The following is a 19,835-nucleotide window of genomic DNA, read 5'->3' on the forward strand; positions in this document are numbered from 1 at the left end:
GACGCCGACCATCCGACAAAGCTGCATCAAGCTTCATCGCGCGCCGCAAGGCAAACGCACCTGGACCATGGAAGTCGCAATGCCGAACCATAAAAATAAAGCTGCAACCCCAAACCCTGATTCGCAACCGACCCTGATCAACCGTTATCTGTTCCCTGTCACCATCGGCATCCTGCTGCTGGCTGTGGCGGGCATCGGCTGGTTTTTGCTGGGCAGTACACCGACGCCGCTCAAGCCAGTCCCCGTCAGCGCCCCTGCCGTGCAACCGGCCAAACCGCAACCGGTCGCTGTCAAGCCGGCGAAAATGGTCGATGAGCAACAATGCCAGGGCTGCCACGGCGAGCAGGTCAAGGACTGGCAAGGCTCCCATCACCAACTGGCGATGCAGCAAGCCAACGCGGACACCCTGCTCGGCGACTTCAACAACGTCACCTTCAAGGCCGAAAAAGAGACCACGGTGTTCTCGCGCAAAGGCGACGAATTCTGGGTCAACACGCCAGGTATCGATGGCAAGAATGCCGATTTCAAGGTGGCCTATACCTTTGGCATCGCCCCCTTGCAGCAATACCTGATCGAGGTCGGCGAAGGCCGCTTGCAGGCCCTCGCGGTGGCCTGGGATACCGAGAAGCACCGCTGGTTTCACCTCTATCCGGGCCAGGGCGTGACGTTCAAGAACCCGCTGCACTGGAGCAAGCCGAGCCAGAACGCCAACTTCATGTGCGTCGAATGCCACACCACCGGTTACAAGCGCAATTTCGATGCGGCGAAAAACACCTTCGACAGCCACTGGAACAGCCTCGGCGTCGGCTGCCAGGCCTGCCATGGGCCGGCGTCCAATCACCTGGAGTGGACGGCGAAGAAAACCGACCTGATCCATGCCGGGTTTGCCGTCGATCTCAAGGACAAGAACGCCAGCGTCGAAATCGAAACCTGCGCCCGCTGCCACTCGCGCCGCGCCCCCTTGGACGATGGCTACACGGTCGGCAAGCGGCTGATGGACGACTACCTGCCGAGCGTCCTGACCCGCGAACTGTACGCGCTGGACGGCAAGATCAAGGACGAAGTGTTCGAACACGGCTCCTTTGCCCAAAGCAAAATGTCCGACAAGGGCGTGCGTTGCAGCAATTGCCACAACCCGCACAGCACGCAGCTAAAGGCGCCAGGTAATGGCGTGTGTCTGCAATGTCACAACACCGCCGGCAAAACCACTGTGGAAGGTGTCGACGACAAAGGCCTGCAAGCGAAGAACTACGATTCCATCGAACACACTCGCCACACCGTGGGCCAGCCGGGTTCGCAGTGCGTGGATTGCCACATGCCCGGCAAGTTCTACATGGGCAACGACTTCCGGCATGACCACAGCTTCAGCATCCCCAACCCTGAGCGGGCGAAAAAGCTAGGGACGCCTGACGCCTGCCTGACCTGCCACCAAGGCAAGGCCGGCGACAAGGTCACCGAGCAGTTCAAGCTGTGGAACACCGCCAACGCCAGCGCGGTACAAGCCCCTCGCTACGACGAGAGCCTGTGGCTGATTCGCAACGGTCAGGCCGGCGCCGCCCAGGCATTGTTCGAGCAACTGCAACGCAGCAACCTGCCAGCGATTCAACGGGCGACGCTGCTGGCCGAACTGCCGGCATACCCGAGCGAACAGGCGTTGAAACTGGCCACCAAGGACCTGAGCAACCCGGCGCCACAGGTCCGCGAGAGCGCGGTGCGAGCAGTCAGTGCGTTCCTGCCGCCAGCGGAGCGCGCGCCATTGCTCACGCCGTTGCTGAGCGACCCGGTGCGGGCCGTGCGCATCGCCGTCGCCCGGGACCTGCTCAGCGTGGCGCGCAATGGTTTGGACAGCGCCCAGGACAGCTGGAATGCCGCCATCGCCGAATATGAAGCGGTGCAAAAGAGCCTGCCCGAACGTGCCGAGGCCAACCTGAACCTGGCCATGCTCTATCAGGCCGATGGCCGCAGCGTAGAAGTCGAAGCTTTGCTGCGTACCGCCCTGCAGCGCGATCCGGACTTCTACCCGGCGCTGGTCACCCTGGTGCAATGGCTGGAGGCCAACGGTCGCCGTCAGGAAGCCCATGCCCTGCTGGCGCAAAGCCTCAAGGACCACCCCGACTCAGGTCTGCTGCAACACACCCAGGGCCTGGCGCTGATTCGTGCGGGCCAGGCCGCTCAAGCCATGCCGTACCTGCGCAAGGCCGCGCAACTGGAACCGCAGAGCGGACAGTTCGGTTACGTGCTGGCGGTGGCCCTGCATGACAGCGGCAAGATTGACCAGGCGTGCGCAGAACTGGAACGGCTGTTGAAAGAACAACCGGCCAACCGCAATGCACGGCTGTCGCTGATCCAGTACTACCTGGACAACGGCCAGGAACCCAAGGCGCAAGTGCTGTTGCAGGGCTGGAAGAAAATGAACATGGGGGATCCGGCGTTGAAGTGACGGGAGATTCTTGTAGGAGCGAGCTTGCTCGCGATGGCGTTACAGGCGACGCGTTTATCCAAAAAAATCGCGTTTTCGTTGACGTCCATCGTCGGAGCGCCGCCCGGAGCAAGCTCGCTCCTACAGGGACCGAATTCAGCGGCGCCTGAACAACGGCCGCGGCTCAATCACCGAACGCCCGTACAACACGCTCATCCCCGCCAATCCCTTCAATGCATCTTCTGCGGATTTGTCTTCACGTACGGCAAAGCTGTCGAAACCGCATTGGCGCATGTGGCTGAGTTGATCGCGCAAGACATCGCCGATGGCGCGCAACTCGCCGGCCCAGCCCAATCGCGTGCGCAGCAGATACGCCTGACTGTACCCGCGGCCATCGCGAAAGCTCGGAAAATCCAGGGCGATCAAGGGCAGTTGAGCAAACCATGGCTGAAGGCTTTCCACTTCATCGTCCGGCCCCAGCCACACGCCGCTTTGCGACGGGTTTTCCAGCCAACGGCTCAGCGGCAGAATCGCGGCACCCACGGGCAGCGGTGCTTGCGGGTCGCGCACGAGCTTCCACGGATCATCCGCGACAATCCGCGCCATGCCCTCTTCCAGCCGCAACAGATTGTTCATGCCGACACCTCCAGCACTTTCGCATATACCGCCTCCTTGAACGGCTCTAGCCCGATCCGTTGGAAGGCGTCGACGAACAGTTCTTCGCTCTCGCGATAACGCACGAAGGTGTCGATGATGCGCTCGATCACCTCGGGCACTTCGGCGGCGCTGAAGGACGGGCCAATGACCTTGCCCAACGCGCTGTGCTTGCCCTGGGCTCCGCCGAGGGTGATCTGGTACCACTCGGCGCCGTTCTTATCGACCCCCAGAATGCCGATGTTGCCGATGTGATGGTGACCGCAGGCATTCATGCAGCCAGAGATATTGAGGCTGATGTCGCCCAGGTCGTGCAGGTAGTCGAGGTCTTCGAAGCGTGCGGCAATAGCCTTGGCGATGGGGATCGACTTGGCGTTGGCCAGCGCGCAGAAGTCGCCACCGGGGCAGGCGATGATGTCGGTGAGCAATCCGGCGTTGGCACTGCCCAGATTGTGTCCGCAGGCCAGGCGCCACAGGGTGAATAGATCGGCCTTGGACACGTCAGGAAGGACGATATTCTGCTCATGGGCAATGCGGATTTCACCGAAGCCGAAGCGTTCGGACCACTCGGCCACCGCCTCCATCTGTCCGGTAGTGACATCGCCCGGTGGCGCAGCGCTGCCGGGCTTGGTCGACAACACCACGCTGGCATAGCCCGATATTTTGTGCGGCTGCACATTACGCTGCACCCAACGAGCGAACGCCGGGTTTTCGGCCAGGTGCGTGCCGAAATCGAGATGGGTGTCGGACAGATCACGATATGGCGGTGCGACGAACGCACTGGCCACACGCTCGAACTCGTCAAGGGTCAGTTGCGCCGGGCCGTCCTTGAGGTACTGCCACTCTTGCTCCACTTCCCGGGCGAAGGCCTCGATACCCAAGGCTTTGACCAGAATCTTGATTCGCGCCTTGTACTTGTTGTCCCGCCGGCCATGGCGGTTATACACCCGCAGCACCGCCTCTACGTAAGACAGCAGGTGCTGCCACGGCAAGCCTTCGCGGATCTGCAAGCCGAGGATCGGCGTGCGCCCCAGACCGCCGCCCACCATGACTCGCAGGAGCATGTGTCCTTCGAAACCTGGGTAAAGATAAAGGCCGATGTCATGCATCATGATCGCCGCGCGGTCCTGCTCGGCCGAGCAGATGGCGATCTTGAACTTGCGCGGCAGAAACAGGAATTCCGGGTTGATGGTCGACCACTGCCGCAGAATTTCCGCCAACGGTCGCGGGTCAATCATTTCGTCGGCCGCAACCCCGGCAAAGGCTTCGGTGGTGATGTTGCGCACGCAGTTGCCGGAGGTCTGGATCGCATGCATTTCCACCTCGGCCAGGCGTTCGAGGATGTCCGGCACCTGAGCCAGTTCGATCCAGTTGAACTGCATGTTCTGCCGGGTGGTGAAATGACCGTAGCCGCGATCATAATCCCGGGCGATGCTCGCCAACGTACGCATCTGCCGTGCACTCAGCGTGCCGTAGGGAATCGCCACCCGCAGCATGTAGGCGTGCTTTTGCATGTACAGGCCGTTCTGCAGGCGCAACGGCAGGAACTCTTCTTCGTTCAGCTCACCGGCCATGAAGCGCTCGACCTGATCGCGAAACTGCGCAACCCGTTCGAGCACCAGTGCCCGATCGTAATCATCGTATTGATACATAGCTACCTCATCAGGATTGCGGGGCATCGGGCTCTGTGGCTCGTTCATAAGAGCGACTATGCGCCAGCGGTGCAGCGTGTTACAGATTCACCTGAATCGTTAAAAACCGTATCAGAGCGTTTAAGATCGCCGCAGCAGCGCAACTTATCTGATCCGCACAAATGAAATATTCCTGAGCCTGTTTTGTTTTCGCCACGGTTTTTACAGTGCACGTCATTGCAACCGTGGAAGCATCGATCATGAGCACAACAACTATCGGACAGGCCTATAACTACAAGGTCGTCCGCCAATTCATCGTGGCGACCGTGATCTGGGGTGTCGTGGGGATGGCGATGGGCGTGTGGATCGCCTCGCAACTGGTGTGGCCGCAGATGAACCTGGACCTGCCGTGGACCACCTTCGGCCGCTTGCGCCCGCTGCACACCAGCCTGGTGATTTTCGGTTTCGCCGGCAGCGCGCAATTCGCCGCCAGCTATTACGCGGTGCAGCGTACCTGCCAGGTGCGGCTGTTCTCGGACACACTCGCCGCCTTCACGTTCTGGGGCTGGCAGTCGGTGATTGTGGTGATGCTGATCACCCTGCCGCTGGGCTACACCACCACCAAGGAATACGCCGAAATCGAATTCACCGGCGCGGTGTGGATGACCGTGGTCTGGATTGCATACGCCGTGGTGTTTTTCACTACCGTAGTGCAACGCAAGACCAAACACATCTACGTCGGCAACTGGTTCTTCGGTGCATTCATCGTGGTCATCGCCATGCTGCACGTGGTCAATCACCTGTCGATTCCAGTCGACTGGTTCAAGTCCTATCCGGTGTATTCCGGGGCCACCGACGCCATGGTGCAATGGTGGTACGGGCACAATGCCGTGGGCTTTTTCCTGACCACCGGTTTCCTGGGGATGATGTATTACTTCGTGCCGAAACAGGTGGGCCGGCCGGTGTATTCCTATCGCCTGTCAATTGTGCACTTCTGGGCGCTGATCACCTTGTACATCTGGGCCGGCCCGCACCACTTGCACTACACCGCGCTGCCGGACTGGGCGCAGTCGCTGGGCATGGCCATGTCGCTGATCCTGCTGGCGCCGAGTTGGGGCGGGATGATCAACGGTATGATGACCCTGTCCGGTGCCTGGCATAAGTTGCGCACCGACCCGATCCTGCGTTTCCTGGTGCTGTCCCTGGCCTTCTACGGCATGTCGACCTTCGAAGGGCCGATGATGGCGATCAAGACCGTCAACGCTCTCTCCCACTATACCGACTGGACCATCGGCCACGTGCACGCCGGGGCGCTGGGCTGGGTGGCGATGATTACCTTCGGTGCGACCTATCACATGGTGCCGAAGGTATTCGGACGCGATCAGATGCACAGCACGCCGCTGATCAACCTGCACTTTTGGCTGGCAACCATCGGCACCGTGCTGTACATCGCCTCGATGTGGGTCAACGGCATCACCCAGGGCCTGATGTGGCGCGCGATCAACGATGACGGCACGCTGACCTACTCCTTCGTCGAAGCCTTGCAGGCCAGCCATCCGGGATTCGTCGTGCGCTTTGCCGGCGGGGTGTTCTTCCTCAGTGGCATGCTGCTGATGGCCTACAACGTGTGGCGCACGGTGCGGGTAACGGACGTGGCGATGGCCGAACGCGAGGCGCGGTTAGCCTGATGATTGAAGTCATATTGAACATTCTGGGTGTGGCATTTTTGTGGTTCGCCATCGAGTATTGTCTGCGCCACCAGACCGCCGAGAGCCTGGACGATGCGAGCCTGATCCCGTTTGCGGATGACCCGGAAGTGGCGCGGCGGGTGGAATTGGCGACCGGGAAAACCGTTAGAACACTGCCGCCGGAAGAGGCGAAACCGGATTGGGGAACCCTGGATATTTGATGTAGCACCGATTTCTGTGGGAGCAAGCTCGCTTCCACAGGGTTGTATGTCGAGATTTCAGGTACGCTCCCGGGGAATCAGGCTTTGCAGTTGTTGCGCCAGGAAGTTTGCATCGAACTCAAAAGTGTCCGGGTCTTTCAAGCCATTGGTCTTGCGCCACTGCCAGCCAGTGGATGGCGGCAGGCACACCAGTGACACGCTGCCATAACGTGCTGCTGTAAAGCCCATCACCGCCACGGAAATCTGCCCGCCGACACCCATCACCTCCGGCACGAATTCCACCGGTTTGCCAGCGATCAGGATGCTCAGCTTTTCGGTCTTGAATGCAGAGGTCTCCACCGGAACACTCGGCCCCGACGCGACATACACTTCGCGGTTCACTTCAAGCAGGTTAGGTGCCTTGACCGGTTCCAGCCACTGCTGGATCTGCTCGAACAGCGCACCAATGCGCTTCGCCCACTCGGCCGATTGCGACTCGAACACTTGCTTTTTGTGCGCTTCGCTTTCGGCGTAGTGGCGAAGCATTTCGCCCAGTTGCTGTACATCGTCCATAGCGGTGTTCCCTGAATAGACCGGTGTTGCGGACCTGGAGCATGGCAGATGCCCGCACGCTGCGTACGACTAAAACCTGACGACAGTTTGCACCGTCGCGTAATCGCGGGCACTGTAGGTGCGCACTTCACCTGACAAACGGAGCACGATATGCGCACCATCGGCCTGATCGGCGGCATGAGCTGGGAGTCCAGCGCCGAGTATTACCGCCTGATCAACCAGCAGGTACGCGAGCGCCTCGGGCCGTTGCGTTCGGCGAAATTGCTCATGTACAGCGTCGACTTCGGCCCTGTCGAACAGGCCCAGCACGCCGGTCGCTGGGACGATGCGGCACTGATCCTGGTGGATGCCGCGCAGCGCTTGCAGGCGGGCGGAGCCGATTGCGTGGTGTTGTGCACCAACACCATGCACAAGGTCGCCGGGCAGATTCAGGCGGCCATCGACATTCCCTTCCTGCACATCGCCGATCCGGCCGCTCAGGCCGCGGTCGAGGCCGGTGCATTGAAGGTGGGCTTGCTGGGCACCGCGTTCACCATGGAACAGGACTTCCTCAAGGAACGCCTCGCCGCCCGGGGCTTGACCGTGCTGGTACCGGAGACCGAGGAGCGTCAGGCCGTGCACCGGATCATCTACGACGAGTTGTGCGTCGGCGTCATCAGCGAAGCCTCTCGCCGGGTGTATCAGCAGGTCATCGCATCACTGGCACAGCGCGGCGCCCAGGCGATCATCCTTGGTTGCACGGAAATTGGCTTGCTGATCAAACCCGAACACAGTGCCCTGCCCTTGCTCGACACCACCGAGCTGCATGCGCAAGCTGCGGTGGCGTTCGCCCTGGGCGACTGACTCAACCGGCCTTGGGCGGGCGGCGCAGGCGCGCCATGCTCAAGGTGTCCACCAGCACGCCGTCGCGCACGGCGTAATCACGGAACAGGCCCTCGGTTTCGAAGCCGAACTTGCAGTACAGGGCAATGGCCGCTTCGTTGTCGGCATACACCGAAAGCTCGATGCGCTGCAGATTCATCCAGTTGTCGGCAATATCCAATGCTGTTGCGAGCAGCTTCGACCCTACGCCCTTGCCCTGCCACGCCACCGCAACGCCCATGCCGAAACTGCCGGCATGGCTGCGGCGTATGCGTGAGAACTGCTCCAGGCCAATGTTGCCGATAACCGTGCCCTGATGCAGGGCCACCACTTTCACCAAGCGTTCGTTATCCAGCGCAAGGCGACTGCGCCAGAGCTCGGAGGACTGAAACGGCATTTGCAGGGTTTGACGGGCGATTGCCGGATCGTTGTACAGCGCCGCAATGCCTTCGATATGGGATTCGTTGAAGCGTTCGAGGGTGATGACGGGTTCGGTGGTTGGCATGGGTGAATCATCCTTGAAGCAGACATGGCCGTTCACTCTATAACGAACAAAACCTTTGTGGCGAGGGGGCTTGCAGTCTATTCAAGCTATCTTCATTCGAACCACTCCCGGCGCTCGCTGAAGGTGTTTTCGATCAACTCGACGATCATCCGCACCTGCGCGTCGTCCCCGGAATAGGCATTGACCGCCATCCACACCTGACGCCGCATTGGCTGGTCAAACAAACCCGGCAAGGCAATCAGCCCGCGGTCGAAGTGACTCATGTAGTGCGGCAGCAGGCCGATGCAGGCGCTGCATCGGATCATCTCCAGCATCAGCCCGTAGGATTGCAGTTGCACCGCCCCCGCCAGGCGTTGATCCACCAGTGCATTCCAAGGCCGGAAGCTTTCAACCTGACTGTCCTGTCGCCATTGCACCAAGAGAAAATCGGCCAGTTCATCCAGGCATTCCGGCCTGGAAGCGACCCGCGAGTAGCGCTTGGCAATATGCGGCAGGTATTCCAGTTGCGCCAGACGACGGGGTTCGGTGGTGGCAAAGCTTGGCCCCGGTAACGGCGATCCGGTTTCACCCAGCCACACCACCACGTCGGCGCTGACCGCCTGCAATGCCAACTCGCTGTCGAGCGTGATGATGTCCAGGCGCACGCTGGCGTTGCGCCGCAGCAGTGCAACCAGGTCACGTCCGAGAATGTCATGCAGGATCGAATCCGCCACCGCCAGGCGAATCAACGGCTGCTCGATCACTGGCAAATTGCGCTCATGGGCCAGGGCGATCAATTGTGCGTGCAAGCGCAAGCCATCGCGGCTGAGGCTGAAACCATTGTCGGAAGGGTTGAACAGCGAACACCGGAGCTGCGTTTCCAGCAGCACCAGTTGCCGGCGCAGGCGGGTGGCCTTGATGTTGAGACTGCGGGCGGCCTGCATGAAACAACCGCAACGGGCGCTGACGGTGAAACACAGCGCCAGTTCGGGGTCGATTGCCACCGCCAATTGGCGCCAGGACGCGTTTTTATCGATGGCTACACGATACTCGGCAGCACCCTGTTGGGCGCAGATTTCCATGACTGACATCGAAGACTCCCTGTCGACCTGACACTGACAGTTGCATCCTGCAGAACGTTCATGAACCTGCTGTGACAATGACTCAGGCGCTGGGTGTCTGCCGGAAGCTCACGGCCAGGCGATTCCAGCTGTTGATGGTGGTGACGGCGATGGTCAGGTCGACCATTTCGCTTTCACTGAACTGCTCCCGGGTTTGGGTGTAGACATCGTCTGGCACATGGCTTTCGGAGAGCAAGGTGACCGCCTCGGTCCAGGCCAGCGCAGCTCTTTCCCGCGGATTGAAAAAGTTGCTGTCGCGCCAGACCACAATGGAATACAGACGCCGGTCGCTTTCGCCCAGGCGCCGTGCATCCACCGAGTGCATGTCGGTGCAAAAGGCACAGCCATTGAGCTGCGAAGCACGGATCTTGATCAGGTGCAGCAGGCCCTGCTCGATGCTCAGGCTGCTGGTCAGGGCCTCCATGGCGATCATGGCCTTCATCGCTTTGGGGGACGCGCTGTAGTAATCCAGACGGGGGTTCATGGAGCGATCTCGTGCAGCCGTGAGGTGATCTTCACGGTAGTCGCTGGCGCGGGGGCATGACAGATCCAATCAGGCGAATTCCCCGGGGACCACCGCCACCAGACCAATGGACGGTTTTTCCACTGCACAACTTCTGTACCACAAGCGGATAAGGGTAATCTTGCGCGACGCACACGCGCCTCAACAGCCCCGGAGCCTCGCCGGTATGGAACTACATGTTGTCATCAACGGCCGCAAGGACCTGGCCGGCCAGCTGTACAACCAACTGCGCAGCGCCATCGAGTCCGGACGCCTGAGCGCCGGGACGCAGCTGCCGCCCAGCCGTTTGCTGGCCGAACAACTGGGTATTTCGCGCAAAACCATTTCCGATACCTACGCCCAGCTGACCTACGAAAACTTCCTCACCGGGGTGGTCGGCAAAGGCACATACGTCAACGCGCGCTCGTCGAAGGTGCAGCGTAAACAGAGCCACACCGAGCTTGGCGGCTTCGAGGTGATCGAGTCCTGGCGCAACCTGCCGGTGTTTCTGCGTCACCCGACCCTGGAAGGCTCGCTGCGCTACGACTTCATTGGTGGCGCCACCAGCAAGGGCCAGTTTCCCCAGGATGACTGGCGGCGCTGCACCTCTCATGCGCTGCGCCAGATGGCCGGTTCCAAGGGCCTCTACAGCCTGCCCGAGGGCTTGCCGGCGCTGCGTAACGCCATTGCGCAGCACATCGCGTTCTCCCGCGGGGTCAATTGTCAGGACGAGGATGTGGTGGTGTGCAACGGCGCGCAGCAGGCGCTGGACCTGATTGCCCGGGTGCTGATCAGTCCGGGCAGCCTGGTCGCCATGGAGGACCCCGGCTACCCGCCGGCGCGCCTGCTGTTCGGCAGCCACGGCGCCACGGTGATTGGCGTGCCGGTGGACGCCGAAGGTATCGTGGTGGAGCAGATTCCTCGCGGCACGCGCCTGATCTACGTCACCCCGTCGCACCAGTTCCCGCTGGGCATGCCGATGAGCCAGGCGCGCCGGGAAGCACTGCTGGTCAAGGCCCATGAGCTGGGTGCGATCATCATCGAGGACGACTACGACAGCGAATTCCGCTATGAAGGCCGCCCCACCGATTCCCTGCAAAGCATGGATGAACGGGGGATCGTCGCGTACGTCGGGACGTTCTCCAAAACCCTGTTGCCGGAACTGCGGCTCGGCTATGCCATCCTGCCGCCGGCGATCCTCGAGGCCGTGGTGCGCGCCAAACAGCTCACCGACCTGCACACCTCGACCCTGCCGCAATGGGCGCTGGCCAAGTTCATCGCCGAAGGCTGCCTGCTCAAGCACATCCGGCGCTGCCATACGGTCTATGCCGGGCGTCGCGAACGGATCCTGACGCGCATGGCGGGCGATCTTTCGCCCTGGCTGGAGGCGGTGCCATCCACTGCCGGATTCCACATGGTGGTGATGTGTAAAGTGTCGATGGATATTCCATTGGTGATCGAACTGGCGAAAAAAGTCGAAGTCGGGCTCTATGCCATCGACAGCTTTTTCTATCAGCAAGCGCCCAGGGCCGGGCTTTTCTTCGGTTTTGGCGCCATCGAAACCCTCGACATCGACATCGCCCTGGACCGTTTGCGCGACATCCTGCAGCAGGTGGCCTGACGGATTGGCCTGCGGCTTTATCCGGCAATTGGCTATTGGCGGTCCCGGGGGCCGGGCCTATCCTGCATAGGCGTTATCCCTCAATGAGCAGGATTCGTCCGGCCTGATTCAGGAGTGTGAGCAATGTCCCATGAAGTGATCAATACCGTACAGGTGCAGGCCGTCGCCGGCCGCTCGGATGAACTGGGCAAGCAACTGCAGAAGATCGTCGAAACCCTGCGTGAACTACCCGGCTGCGAATCCTATATGGTCGACCGCTGCCCCGAGGACACCAATCGCTGGACCGTCAGCGCCCACTGGCAATCGGAAGCGGCCATGCGATCGCATTTCAACTGCCCGCAGGTTCAGGGCTTCATCAGCCTGATCGATAGCCAACTGGCCAATGCCGTGGACTTCAACAGTTTTCCGATCGTTTAACCATTTCCTGTGGTGAGGGAGCTTGCTCCCTCACCATCATTTTTTCTCCGTTGGCCCTTCTGCAATTGGTCCCCCCGCCTTCCAGAATATTGGCTGTTTAACCGCTACTGCTTGCGCACTACTGTGGTTTGCAACAACCAACCACCGCAGGTAAAAAACCATGAACATGTTGCGCTTCTGTGCTGCCCCCCTTGCCGCCCTGGCCCTGATTGTGTCCGCATCGGCCTTTGCCCATGACCCTTCGGAAAAGGTCACCGTTTTGCAGGACGAAATGCTGAAGAACGTCCCTGGCCAAAAAGCGCTGATGATCGAAGTCGATTACCAACCCGGTCAGTCGTCCATCGCCCACAAACACGATGGCACCACCATGGCCTATGTCATTTCCGGAGAAATCACCTCCCAGGTGAAGGGCCAGCCAGCGAAAACCTACAAGCCCGGAGAATTCTGGTATGAGCCGGCGGGTTCGGAACACATGGTGTCGAAAAACGCCAGCGCAACCAAGCCGGTCAAGTTGCTGGTGTTCATGGTATTGGCCCCCGACCAGAAAGTGTTGATCCCACTGGAACACTGATGGCTGAACGTACAGCTATAAATAAAAAGGCTCGAATCGCGGATTCGGGCCTTTTTATTTCCTCACGCAATTAACCGAAGACTTTTAAACCAAACAAAACTATTGGTCGACTGACAAGTGTGGATATTGGCTATTTAAATAAATCATCCAGGGTTTAGTCTTGACTCACCGCCGGCATAACACCGGCAACTTTAACTTTCTTCTGAAGTTGTTTCACTGGAGAAACACCATGAAACTTGCGCTTGCCAGTACGTTGACCATGGCTGTTGTTTTAACCGGCTGTTCGATTCCCACTGCGCCGACGGCGGTCTCTTCGCTGAACGGTATCTTCACCGAGCCGGTAGGCCGTAGCGGTGCCACCAGCATTACCAACGGCAGCCATGTCTCGCTGGGCATTGTCTACAGCCAGAATACCCAGGCCAACCGCGCCTATCTTCAGGACTACCAGGCCAACGCCGGCACCGGTTTCGGCCAGAGCCTGCTGGTGCAGCCGATTCATGACGCCTACGTAGCCACCTCCAGGCCGGACATGGCCGTGGATTGGGTCAAGGCCTCCCTGCAGCGGCAATTCGGCTCGGTCACGGTATACCCGGACATGCAGAGCCTCAGGGCGGCGAAACCGGATGTGATGGCGGTAATCGACACCCGCAGCCAACTGATGACCTCGCGCAGTTCAGACATCCAGGCAGATGTCAGTGCGGATTTTTACGACAAGAACTTTAACTACATCGGTACTGCACAAGGGCATGACGCCAAAGCACTTAGTCCGGTTTGGGCCGACTATAAACGCAGTGAAGAGATAGTTGCGGACATTAACGAACAACAAAATGTACAAGTCAGGGCGCTGCAAAAGTTTGACCAGTCGCTCAGTAATTTACTGACCAGCCCGACAAGTAATGTGTCGATGCTTGATAAAAAATCAGGCCAAAAGTTTTATTGAAACTGAAGGCCTGCTCGCGAAGAGGCCCGATCAGTCACCACAGAAACTCAAAAAGGCCCCGCGCTCACGGTAATGCTGTTCACTTAAGCGTGTCTTCAGTCAGAGAGAAACCCGTGGCGAGGGAGCTAGCGCTTGTGCCCTGAAACCTGGGCCGATCACTCAGAACGCGAACTGTATCTACTGCGCATGAAGCAACAATGAACGCAAAAAAAAGCCCCGCATCTCTCGATGCGGGGCTTTTTCATTCAGCGCCTGATCAGGCCGCCGGTTCCAGCTCGGCGGCGACAGCGGCAGGCACTACCGCTTGACCGCTCAACGCCAGGTCCAGCAGTTCGCGGTTGGCCACCGCGTACATGGCGTAGTCGGTGCCGCTGGCGGCACGAATTTCCACCAGCATGACGCGCCAGCGTTCGATCATGCTCTCGTGCTGTGCCATCCACAGGGAGAGCCGTGTTTCCACGTCCTGGGTGCCGTCGCCCTGTTGCAGGACCGAGATGGTGATCGCGCGTTGCTGCCAGTCGACGTCATCACGGAACGCTTCACGGGCCAGGGCCTGCCAGTTGTTTTCAACCGGCAGAGCGCTGATCTGTTGGATGTACCAGGTGATGTCCAGCGCGCTGCCCACGGCGAAGTAGGCCTTGGCCACCTCTGCCGGGTCCTGGCCAGTCACGTCGGAAGCCTCGATGATCGGCAGCAGGGTATACAGGTGCGAGGTGCCAGCCACCATACGCGCCAGAAGCTCCGGAACACCGGCTTCGACGTAAGCCTGATAACGGCTCTGCCAGGTTTCACGGATCTCGCCACTGAGCAGCTCGTCGAGCTTCAGACCCAACTCCTTCAGGTGCGGACCGAAGTGCGCGACGTCACGTGCAGCGTTTTGCTCGTTGCGACGGGCACGCAGGAACCAGCGCGTGGCTCGACGCCCCAGACGCATCAGCTCATCCATCAGCTCCAATTGCACGTCGGCGGAGACCTGGTAGTCCAGGTTCTCGATCTGACGGAACCAGTGCGGGAGATGGAAAATGTCACGCACGATCACATAAGCGCCAGCCACGTTCGCCGGGCTCATGCCGGTCGACTCTTTGAGTCGCTGAACGAAGGTGATGCCCATGTGGTTGACCAGATCGTTGGCGATCTGGGTGCTGACGATTTCGCGCTTCAGACGGTGACGACGCATCGCCGCGGAGAACTTGCTCACCAGGGTTGGCGGGAAAGCGGTTTCCATGTCGCGGGTCAGGTAGTCGTCGTCCGGCACCAGGGAGCCCAGCAACTGCTCCTTGAGGTCGATCTTGCTGTACGAGATCAGCACCGACAGCTCGGCACGGGTCAGGCCATGGCCAGCCGCGATGCGCTCGTTGATGGCATCTTCGGCCGGCAGGAACTCGATGGCGCGATCCAGCTTGCCACGGCCTTCCAGGTCGTTCATCAGGCGCTTGTATTCGGCAATCCGCGGCAAGGCGCGACGGGCTGCCAGGGACAGGGCCTGAGTCTGCTTGTAGTTGTTGCCCAGCACCAGACCACCGACTTCGTCGGTCATGCTCGCCAGCAACTGGTTACGTTGCTTGTCGGTCATGTCGCCGGCCTGAACCACTTCGTTCAGCAGGATCTTGATGTTCACTTCGTGGTCAGAGCAGTCCACACCACCGGCGTTGTCGATGAAGTCGGTGTTGGAACCGCCGCCATTGAGGCCGAACTCGACGCGACCCAGTTGGGTCATGCCCAGGTTACCGCCCTCGCCCACGACTTTGCAGCGCAGTTCGTTGCCGTTCACGCGCAGTGCATCGTTGGCCTTGTCGCCGACATCGGTGTGGGTTTCGCTGCTGGCCTTGACGTAAGTACCGATACCGCCGTTCCACAGCAGATCCACCGGTGCCTTGAGCAAGGCGTTCAGCAGTTCGGTCGGGGTCAGCTTGTCGGCCTTGATGTCGAAGCGTTCCTGCATTTGCGGGGAAATCGCAATGCTCTTCGCGCTACGGGAGAAGATGCCGCCACCTTCGGACATCAGGCTGGTGTCGTAGTCCGACCAGGCCGAACGCGGCAGGTCGAACAGGCGCTGACGCTCGGCGAAGCTGCTGGCTGGTTCAGGGTTCGGATCGATGAAGATGTGCAGGTGGTTGAACGCTGCGACCAGTTGCAGCTTGTCGGACATCAGCAAGCCGTTACCGAACACGTCACCGGCCATGTCGCCGACGCCCACCACGGTGATGTTGTCTTCCTGGACATTGATGCCGCGCTCGCGGAAGTGGCGCTGTACGCCAACCCACGCGCCCTTGGCGGTGATGCCCATCTTCTTGTGGTCGTAACCGGCCGAACCACCGGACGCAAACGCGTCACCCAGCCAGAAGCCGTAGTCGATGGCGATGCCGTTGGCGATGTCGGAGAAGGTCGCAGTGCCCTTGTCCGCCGCCACTACCAGGTACGGGTCATCGTGGTCATGACGCACGACGTTGGCCGGTGGTACCAGGGCGCCGTCTTTCAGGTTGTCGGTGATGTCCAACAGGCCCGAAATGAAGATGCGGTAGCAGGCGATGCCCTCGGCCGCGATCTCGTCACGGCTGCCGCCCAGTGGCAGGCGACGCGGCAGGAAGCCGCCCTTCGCACCCACCGGCACGATCACCGAGTTCTTCACTTGCTGGGCTTTTACCAGGCCCAGGACTTCGGTACGGAAGTCTTCTTCACGGTCGGACCAGCGCAGGCCACCACGAGCCACGTTGCCGAAGCGCAGGTGCACGCCTTCGACGCGCGGCGAGTAAACGAAGATTTCGAACTTCGGTACCGGCTTTGGCAGTTCGGGAATCAAGTGCGGGTTGAACTTGAAGCTGAAGTACGACTTGTTATTGCCGTTGGCATCGGTCTGGTAGAAGTTGGTGCGCAGGGTGGCCTTGATCAGGTCCAGGTAGCGACGCAGGATGCGGTCTTCGTTCAGTACCTGGACGTCGTCCAGGGCGCTGTGAATCGCGTGTTCCAGGCGTTGCTGCTTGTCGTCCAGATCGTCGCCGGTCAGCTTGCGCGCCAGGTAGAAACGGGTCTTGAACAACCGGGTCAACTCGCGAGCGATATCGGTGTGGTTGTTCAGGGTGCTGGCGATGTAGCCCAGGTCGAAGCCCAGACGGATCTGCTTCATGTAACGGGCGTAGGCACGCAGCAGCGCCACGTCGCGCCATGGCAGGCCCGCGGTCAGTACCAGACGGTTGAACGCGTCGTTCTCGGCATCGCCTCGCACGATGTGGACGAATGCGTCCTGCAGCGTGTCGTTGAGTTGCTGGATGTCGAGCTCCAGGCCTTCGGCGGCGGTGAACGCGAAATCGTGAATCCAGAACTCGCGGCCACTGTTGTGGCGCAGGCGATACGGGAACTCACCCAGCACGCGCAGGCCGAGGTTTTCCAGGATCGGCAGCACGTCCGACAGCGCCAGCGGGGTATCGGCGTGGTACAGCTTGCAGTGCAGCATGCGCTGGCCGGAAACCTGGCCCAGCGGCTGGTAGAAGCTCATCACCAGCGGATTTTTTTCGTTGAGGCTCAGCAGGTGCTGCATGTCGACCACAGCCGAGTGGGCTGCGAAGCGCTCGCGGTAACCGGCCGGGAAGCCTTTCGGGAAGTCAGCCAGCACGTTGGTGCCGTGGGCTTCACCGAAGCTTTCAATGGTCAGGGCGGCGTAGTCGTCCTGCCAGCTGCGGCAGGCCTGCACCACTTCTTTTTCCAGCAGCAGCGGGTCGATATCGAGGCGGTTTTTCGGGTCGACGCGCAGGATCAGCTGCACGCGAGCCAGCACGGACTCGGAGAAGAAGGTCCAGAACTCGCAATCGGTCGCTTTCAGGCGATCCATCAGCACTTGCTGGATCTTCTGGCGCACTTCGGTGGAATAGATGTCACGCGGTACGTAGGCCAGGCAGTAGCAGAAACGGCCGTACGGGTCTTTGCGCAGGAACACGCGAATCTTGTTGCGTTCCTGGATCTGCACGATCGACATCACGGTGCTGAACAACTCGTCCACCGGGGTCTGGAACAGGTCGTCGCGCGGCAGCACTTCGAGCACCTGCGCCAGTTCCTTGCCCAGGTGAGCCTTGGCCTGGAAGCCGGAACGGTGTTCGATTTCCTCGACCTTGCGGCGGATGTACGGGATCACCCGCACGCTCTCGCCATACACCGACGAGGTGTACAGGCCCATGAAACGGCATTCCTTGATGACCTTGCCGTTGGCGTCAACTTCACGGATCGACACGAAATCCGGGTAAGCCGGACGGTGGACACGGCTTGGGTGCGAAGCCTTGGCGAACGACAGCAGGGTCGGTTCGCGCAGGTAGTTCACGGCGTAGTCTTCGATGCGCAGGTCATCGTAGGTCAGGCCGGCACGCAACAGCTTGGTCAGGCCGAGGAAGGATTCCTTGTCGTAGACGATATGGCCGCCATCGGCTTCATCGCTGACCACGAACTCTTCGTAGCCGAGGAAGGTGAAGTGGTTGCCCACCAGCCATTCCAGGAAGCTCTTGATTTCGTTCTTCTCGTCGCCATCGACGGCGAACTGGCTGTTGTCCAGCATGGTCAGGATGTCCTGGACCTTGGCCTTCATCGGCTCGAAATCGCCGACGGCCACGCGGACTTCACCGAGCACCTGCTCCAGCTCTTTGCTCAGCACATTGAGCTCGGCGGTGTTGGCGCAGCGGTCGATTTCCAGGTACATCAGCGACTCTTGCTGAATGTCGTCGCCCTGGGTGCCTTTAGGCAGGATTTCCAGCAACTCGCCCTTGCCGCCACGACGCACGCTCAGCACGGTGGTTTGCAGGGTATGGATGCTGTAGCCGCGGCGGTTCAGCTCGGTACGCACCGAGTCCACCAGGAATGGCAGGTCGTGGTGCAGCACTTCGACCGCGGTGTGGGTCGACTGCCAGCCGTGGCGTTCGTAATCGGGGTTGTAGACGCGCACTTGCGGCTGCGCGTGATCGAAGCGCTCAAGCAGGCGCCACGCAGAAAGGGTGCAGCCAGCAAGGTCGGACAACCGACGCTGGGTCAGCTCGTCAAGGGAAATGATGCCGAAGAATTGTTCAGCGAACAGCGCCACTTGTGGCAGTGCCTGTTCACTGATGTGCTGCGCCAGTGCCGCTTGCAGTTGGTGCTGGAAGTCGGCTTTGCTGGCTGCGGTGAAGAACGCCATCTGTGGTACTCCGCTTGGGCTTGTTATTGATGGAAGCGTCGCGTGCAAAACCCCTGTTCGGGGCTACCCGTCACCCTGGTCCTGATTCTCGGGCAGAGGAAACAGGGTGACAGGTGGGTGAAGCTGGACGAGACACTCAGGTCACATTCACCTTCCGTGAATGGGCATCTGCAAAAACGACTGGGCCACATGCAGCGCAATGTCTTTACGGGTGCTCATCCGTTGCGCAGCTTAACCAGTGCGGCAAGGCCCGTGCTTGCGGTGCTGCGACATATTCGGTCATCGGTACGCAGCTCAAGGCATGCGCATCGAACAACACTAGCATTCGCACAGGAAAATGACGGTTTTCCGTCCGGTTTTACGGGACATTCGTACCAGAAATGACCAGTAACACTCTGGCCGCCCACGACCCGCTCGTCGACACTCGGACGAGCAGAAATGTGCGCGGGCTGGCAGAATCGCCCTTTGTTGCGTTTACCACGCCCGTCGAGCCAGGAATTTCCCATGAAAATGAAAACCGCCCTCTTGATCGTCAACCCTTGCGACGACGAAGAAGACAACATGGCCATGCTCTGCTGCCACAGCGACCAGGGCGACATGTTCCTGATGAGCCGCTACCCGGATGAAGACGAGCTGGAAATCACTCTGGACGGCGAGCCTTCGACCCTGGATGGCGTGAAAGTCACCCTCAGCCCTTCCCTGCTGAAGATTGAAATTGCGGCGGCGGATGCTGATGCGTTGAATGGGGATGATGTGCTGGAAATTACCCATAGCACCGATGCGGGTGATCTGGCGGAAGTAGAAGAAACGTTGCAGAACATTCTTAAGGGTACTGGCACCTATATCAGTCAGCTCTGAGTTCTCAGTGTCTGTTCCGACGAAGAGGCCCGAGAGAGCACCGCCACCCTGTGACCTGTAGAAAATCCCTACAACTATTGCTAACCATTTCCCGCACTTTGCGCAAAATGCCGTTAGTCGCCGCCCCCCGCGATGGATTAAAG

At 60.1% G+C, this 19,835-nt stretch carries 16 protein-coding genes; 9 read left to right on the top strand and 7 right to left on the bottom strand.

Annotated elements, in window-relative coordinates; translation table 11 throughout:
• The first annotated feature begins 79 nt into the window (after positions 1-79).
• The gene (locus KGA85_RS30755; protein WP_223461026.1) at positions 80-2,440 is read left to right on the top strand and encodes a tetratricopeptide repeat protein; all 2,361 of its coding nucleotides are present in this window, start codon (positions 80-82) and stop codon (positions 2,438-2,440) included.
• Positions 2,441-2,575: 135 nt separating this feature from the next.
• On the opposite strand, the gene KGA85_RS30760 is transcribed toward KGA85_RS30755, so the two are convergent.
• Positions 2,576-3,055, bottom strand: coding sequence for a DUF934 domain-containing protein (locus tag KGA85_RS30760; protein WP_223461024.1), 480 nt, complete (start codon positions 3,053-3,055; stop codon positions 2,576-2,578).
• On the bottom strand, positions 3,052-4,725 hold the full coding sequence (locus tag KGA85_RS30765; RefSeq protein ID WP_223461022.1) for a nitrite/sulfite reductase: 1,674 nt from the start codon (positions 4,723-4,725) through the stop codon (positions 3,052-3,054). Before KGA85_RS30765 ends, KGA85_RS30760 begins: the two co-directional genes overlap by 4 nt.
• Before the next feature lie 239 nt (positions 4,726-4,964).
• Here KGA85_RS30765 and ccoN point away from each other — a divergent pair, with 239 nt between their 5' ends.
• Positions 4,965-6,392, top strand: coding sequence for a cytochrome-c oxidase, cbb3-type subunit I (gene ccoN, locus KGA85_RS30770; protein ID WP_223461020.1), 1,428 nt, complete (start codon positions 4,965-4,967; stop codon positions 6,390-6,392).
• Positions 6,392-6,613, top strand: coding sequence for a cbb3-type cytochrome c oxidase subunit 3 (locus KGA85_RS30775; RefSeq protein ID WP_223448729.1), 222 nt, complete (start codon positions 6,392-6,394; stop codon positions 6,611-6,613). The genes ccoN and KGA85_RS30775 overlap by 1 nt, the downstream gene beginning before the upstream one ends.
• 57 nt (positions 6,614-6,670) lie before the next feature.
• On the opposite strand, the gene KGA85_RS30780 is transcribed toward KGA85_RS30775, so the two are convergent.
• Positions 6,671-7,165: a hypothetical protein gene (locus KGA85_RS30780; RefSeq protein WP_223461018.1), complete on the bottom strand. Its 495-nt coding sequence runs from the start codon at positions 7,163-7,165 to the stop codon at positions 6,671-6,673.
• 150 nt (positions 7,166-7,315) lie between these two features.
• On the opposite strand from KGA85_RS30780, the gene KGA85_RS30785 reads away from it, so the two are divergent.
• Entirely contained in the window at positions 7,316-8,008 is a 693-nt protein-coding gene (locus KGA85_RS30785; RefSeq protein ID WP_223461016.1) for an aspartate/glutamate racemase family protein, read from the top strand.
• A 1-nt stretch (position 8,009) separates the two neighbouring features.
• On the opposite strand, the gene KGA85_RS30790 is transcribed toward KGA85_RS30785, so the two are convergent.
• The 3 genes from KGA85_RS30790 to KGA85_RS30800 form a co-directional block, all read right to left on the bottom strand.
• Positions 8,010-8,531, bottom strand: coding sequence for a GNAT family N-acetyltransferase (locus KGA85_RS30790; protein ID WP_223461014.1), 522 nt, complete (start codon positions 8,529-8,531; stop codon positions 8,010-8,012).
• A 92-nt stretch (positions 8,532-8,623) separates the two neighbouring features.
• Positions 8,624-9,601 (bottom strand): LysR family transcriptional regulator, encoded by a 978-nt coding sequence (locus KGA85_RS30795; RefSeq protein ID WP_223461012.1) that lies wholly within the window; start codon positions 9,599-9,601, stop codon positions 8,624-8,626.
• A gap of 73 nt (positions 9,602-9,674) precedes the next feature.
• A complete protein-coding gene (locus tag KGA85_RS30800) occupies positions 9,675-10,115 on the bottom strand; it encodes a carboxymuconolactone decarboxylase family protein (protein WP_046037159.1) in 441 nt (146 codons plus the stop codon).
• Positions 10,116-10,320: 205 nt separating this feature from the next.
• On the opposite strand from KGA85_RS30800, the gene KGA85_RS30805 reads away from it, so the two are divergent.
• From KGA85_RS30805 to KGA85_RS30820, 4 genes are all read left to right on the top strand, one after another.
• Entirely contained in the window at positions 10,321-11,754 is a 1,434-nt protein-coding gene (locus KGA85_RS30805) for a PLP-dependent aminotransferase family protein (RefSeq protein ID WP_223461010.1), read from the top strand.
• 123 nt (positions 11,755-11,877) lie between these two features.
• Complete coding sequence (locus KGA85_RS30810; protein WP_223461009.1) at positions 11,878-12,171, top strand: antibiotic biosynthesis monooxygenase family protein; 294 nt, start codon at positions 11,878-11,880, stop codon at positions 12,169-12,171.
• Between the two features lie 160 nt (positions 12,172-12,331).
• Positions 12,332-12,742, top strand: coding sequence for a cupin domain-containing protein (locus KGA85_RS30815; protein WP_223461007.1), 411 nt, complete (start codon positions 12,332-12,334; stop codon positions 12,740-12,742).
• Positions 12,743-12,971: 229 nt separating this feature from the next.
• Positions 12,972-13,682 carry an ATPase gene (locus tag KGA85_RS30820; protein ID WP_223461005.1) on the top strand — a complete coding sequence of 237 codons (711 nt, stop codon included), beginning with the start codon at positions 12,972-12,974 and terminating at the stop codon, positions 13,680-13,682.
• Positions 13,683-13,938: 256 nt separating this feature from the next.
• Here KGA85_RS30820 and KGA85_RS30825 read toward each other — a convergent pair whose 3' ends face one another.
• Positions 13,939-18,834, bottom strand: a complete 4,896-nt coding sequence (locus KGA85_RS30825) for an NAD-glutamate dehydrogenase (RefSeq protein ID WP_223461003.1) — start codon at positions 18,832-18,834, stop codon at positions 13,939-13,941.
• A gap of 504 nt (positions 18,835-19,338) precedes the next feature.
• Between KGA85_RS30825 and KGA85_RS30830 the strand changes: the two genes are divergently transcribed.
• Positions 19,339-19,692 carry a hypothetical protein gene (locus tag KGA85_RS30830; protein WP_223461001.1) on the top strand — a complete coding sequence of 118 codons (354 nt, stop codon included), beginning with the start codon at positions 19,339-19,341 and terminating at the stop codon, positions 19,690-19,692.
• Positions 19,693-19,835 lie beyond the last annotated feature (143 nt).

This window comes from Pseudomonas sp. GL-B-12 (assembly GCF_019955895.1).
GTDB lineage: Bacteria > Pseudomonadota > Gammaproteobacteria > Pseudomonadales > Pseudomonadaceae > Aquipseudomonas.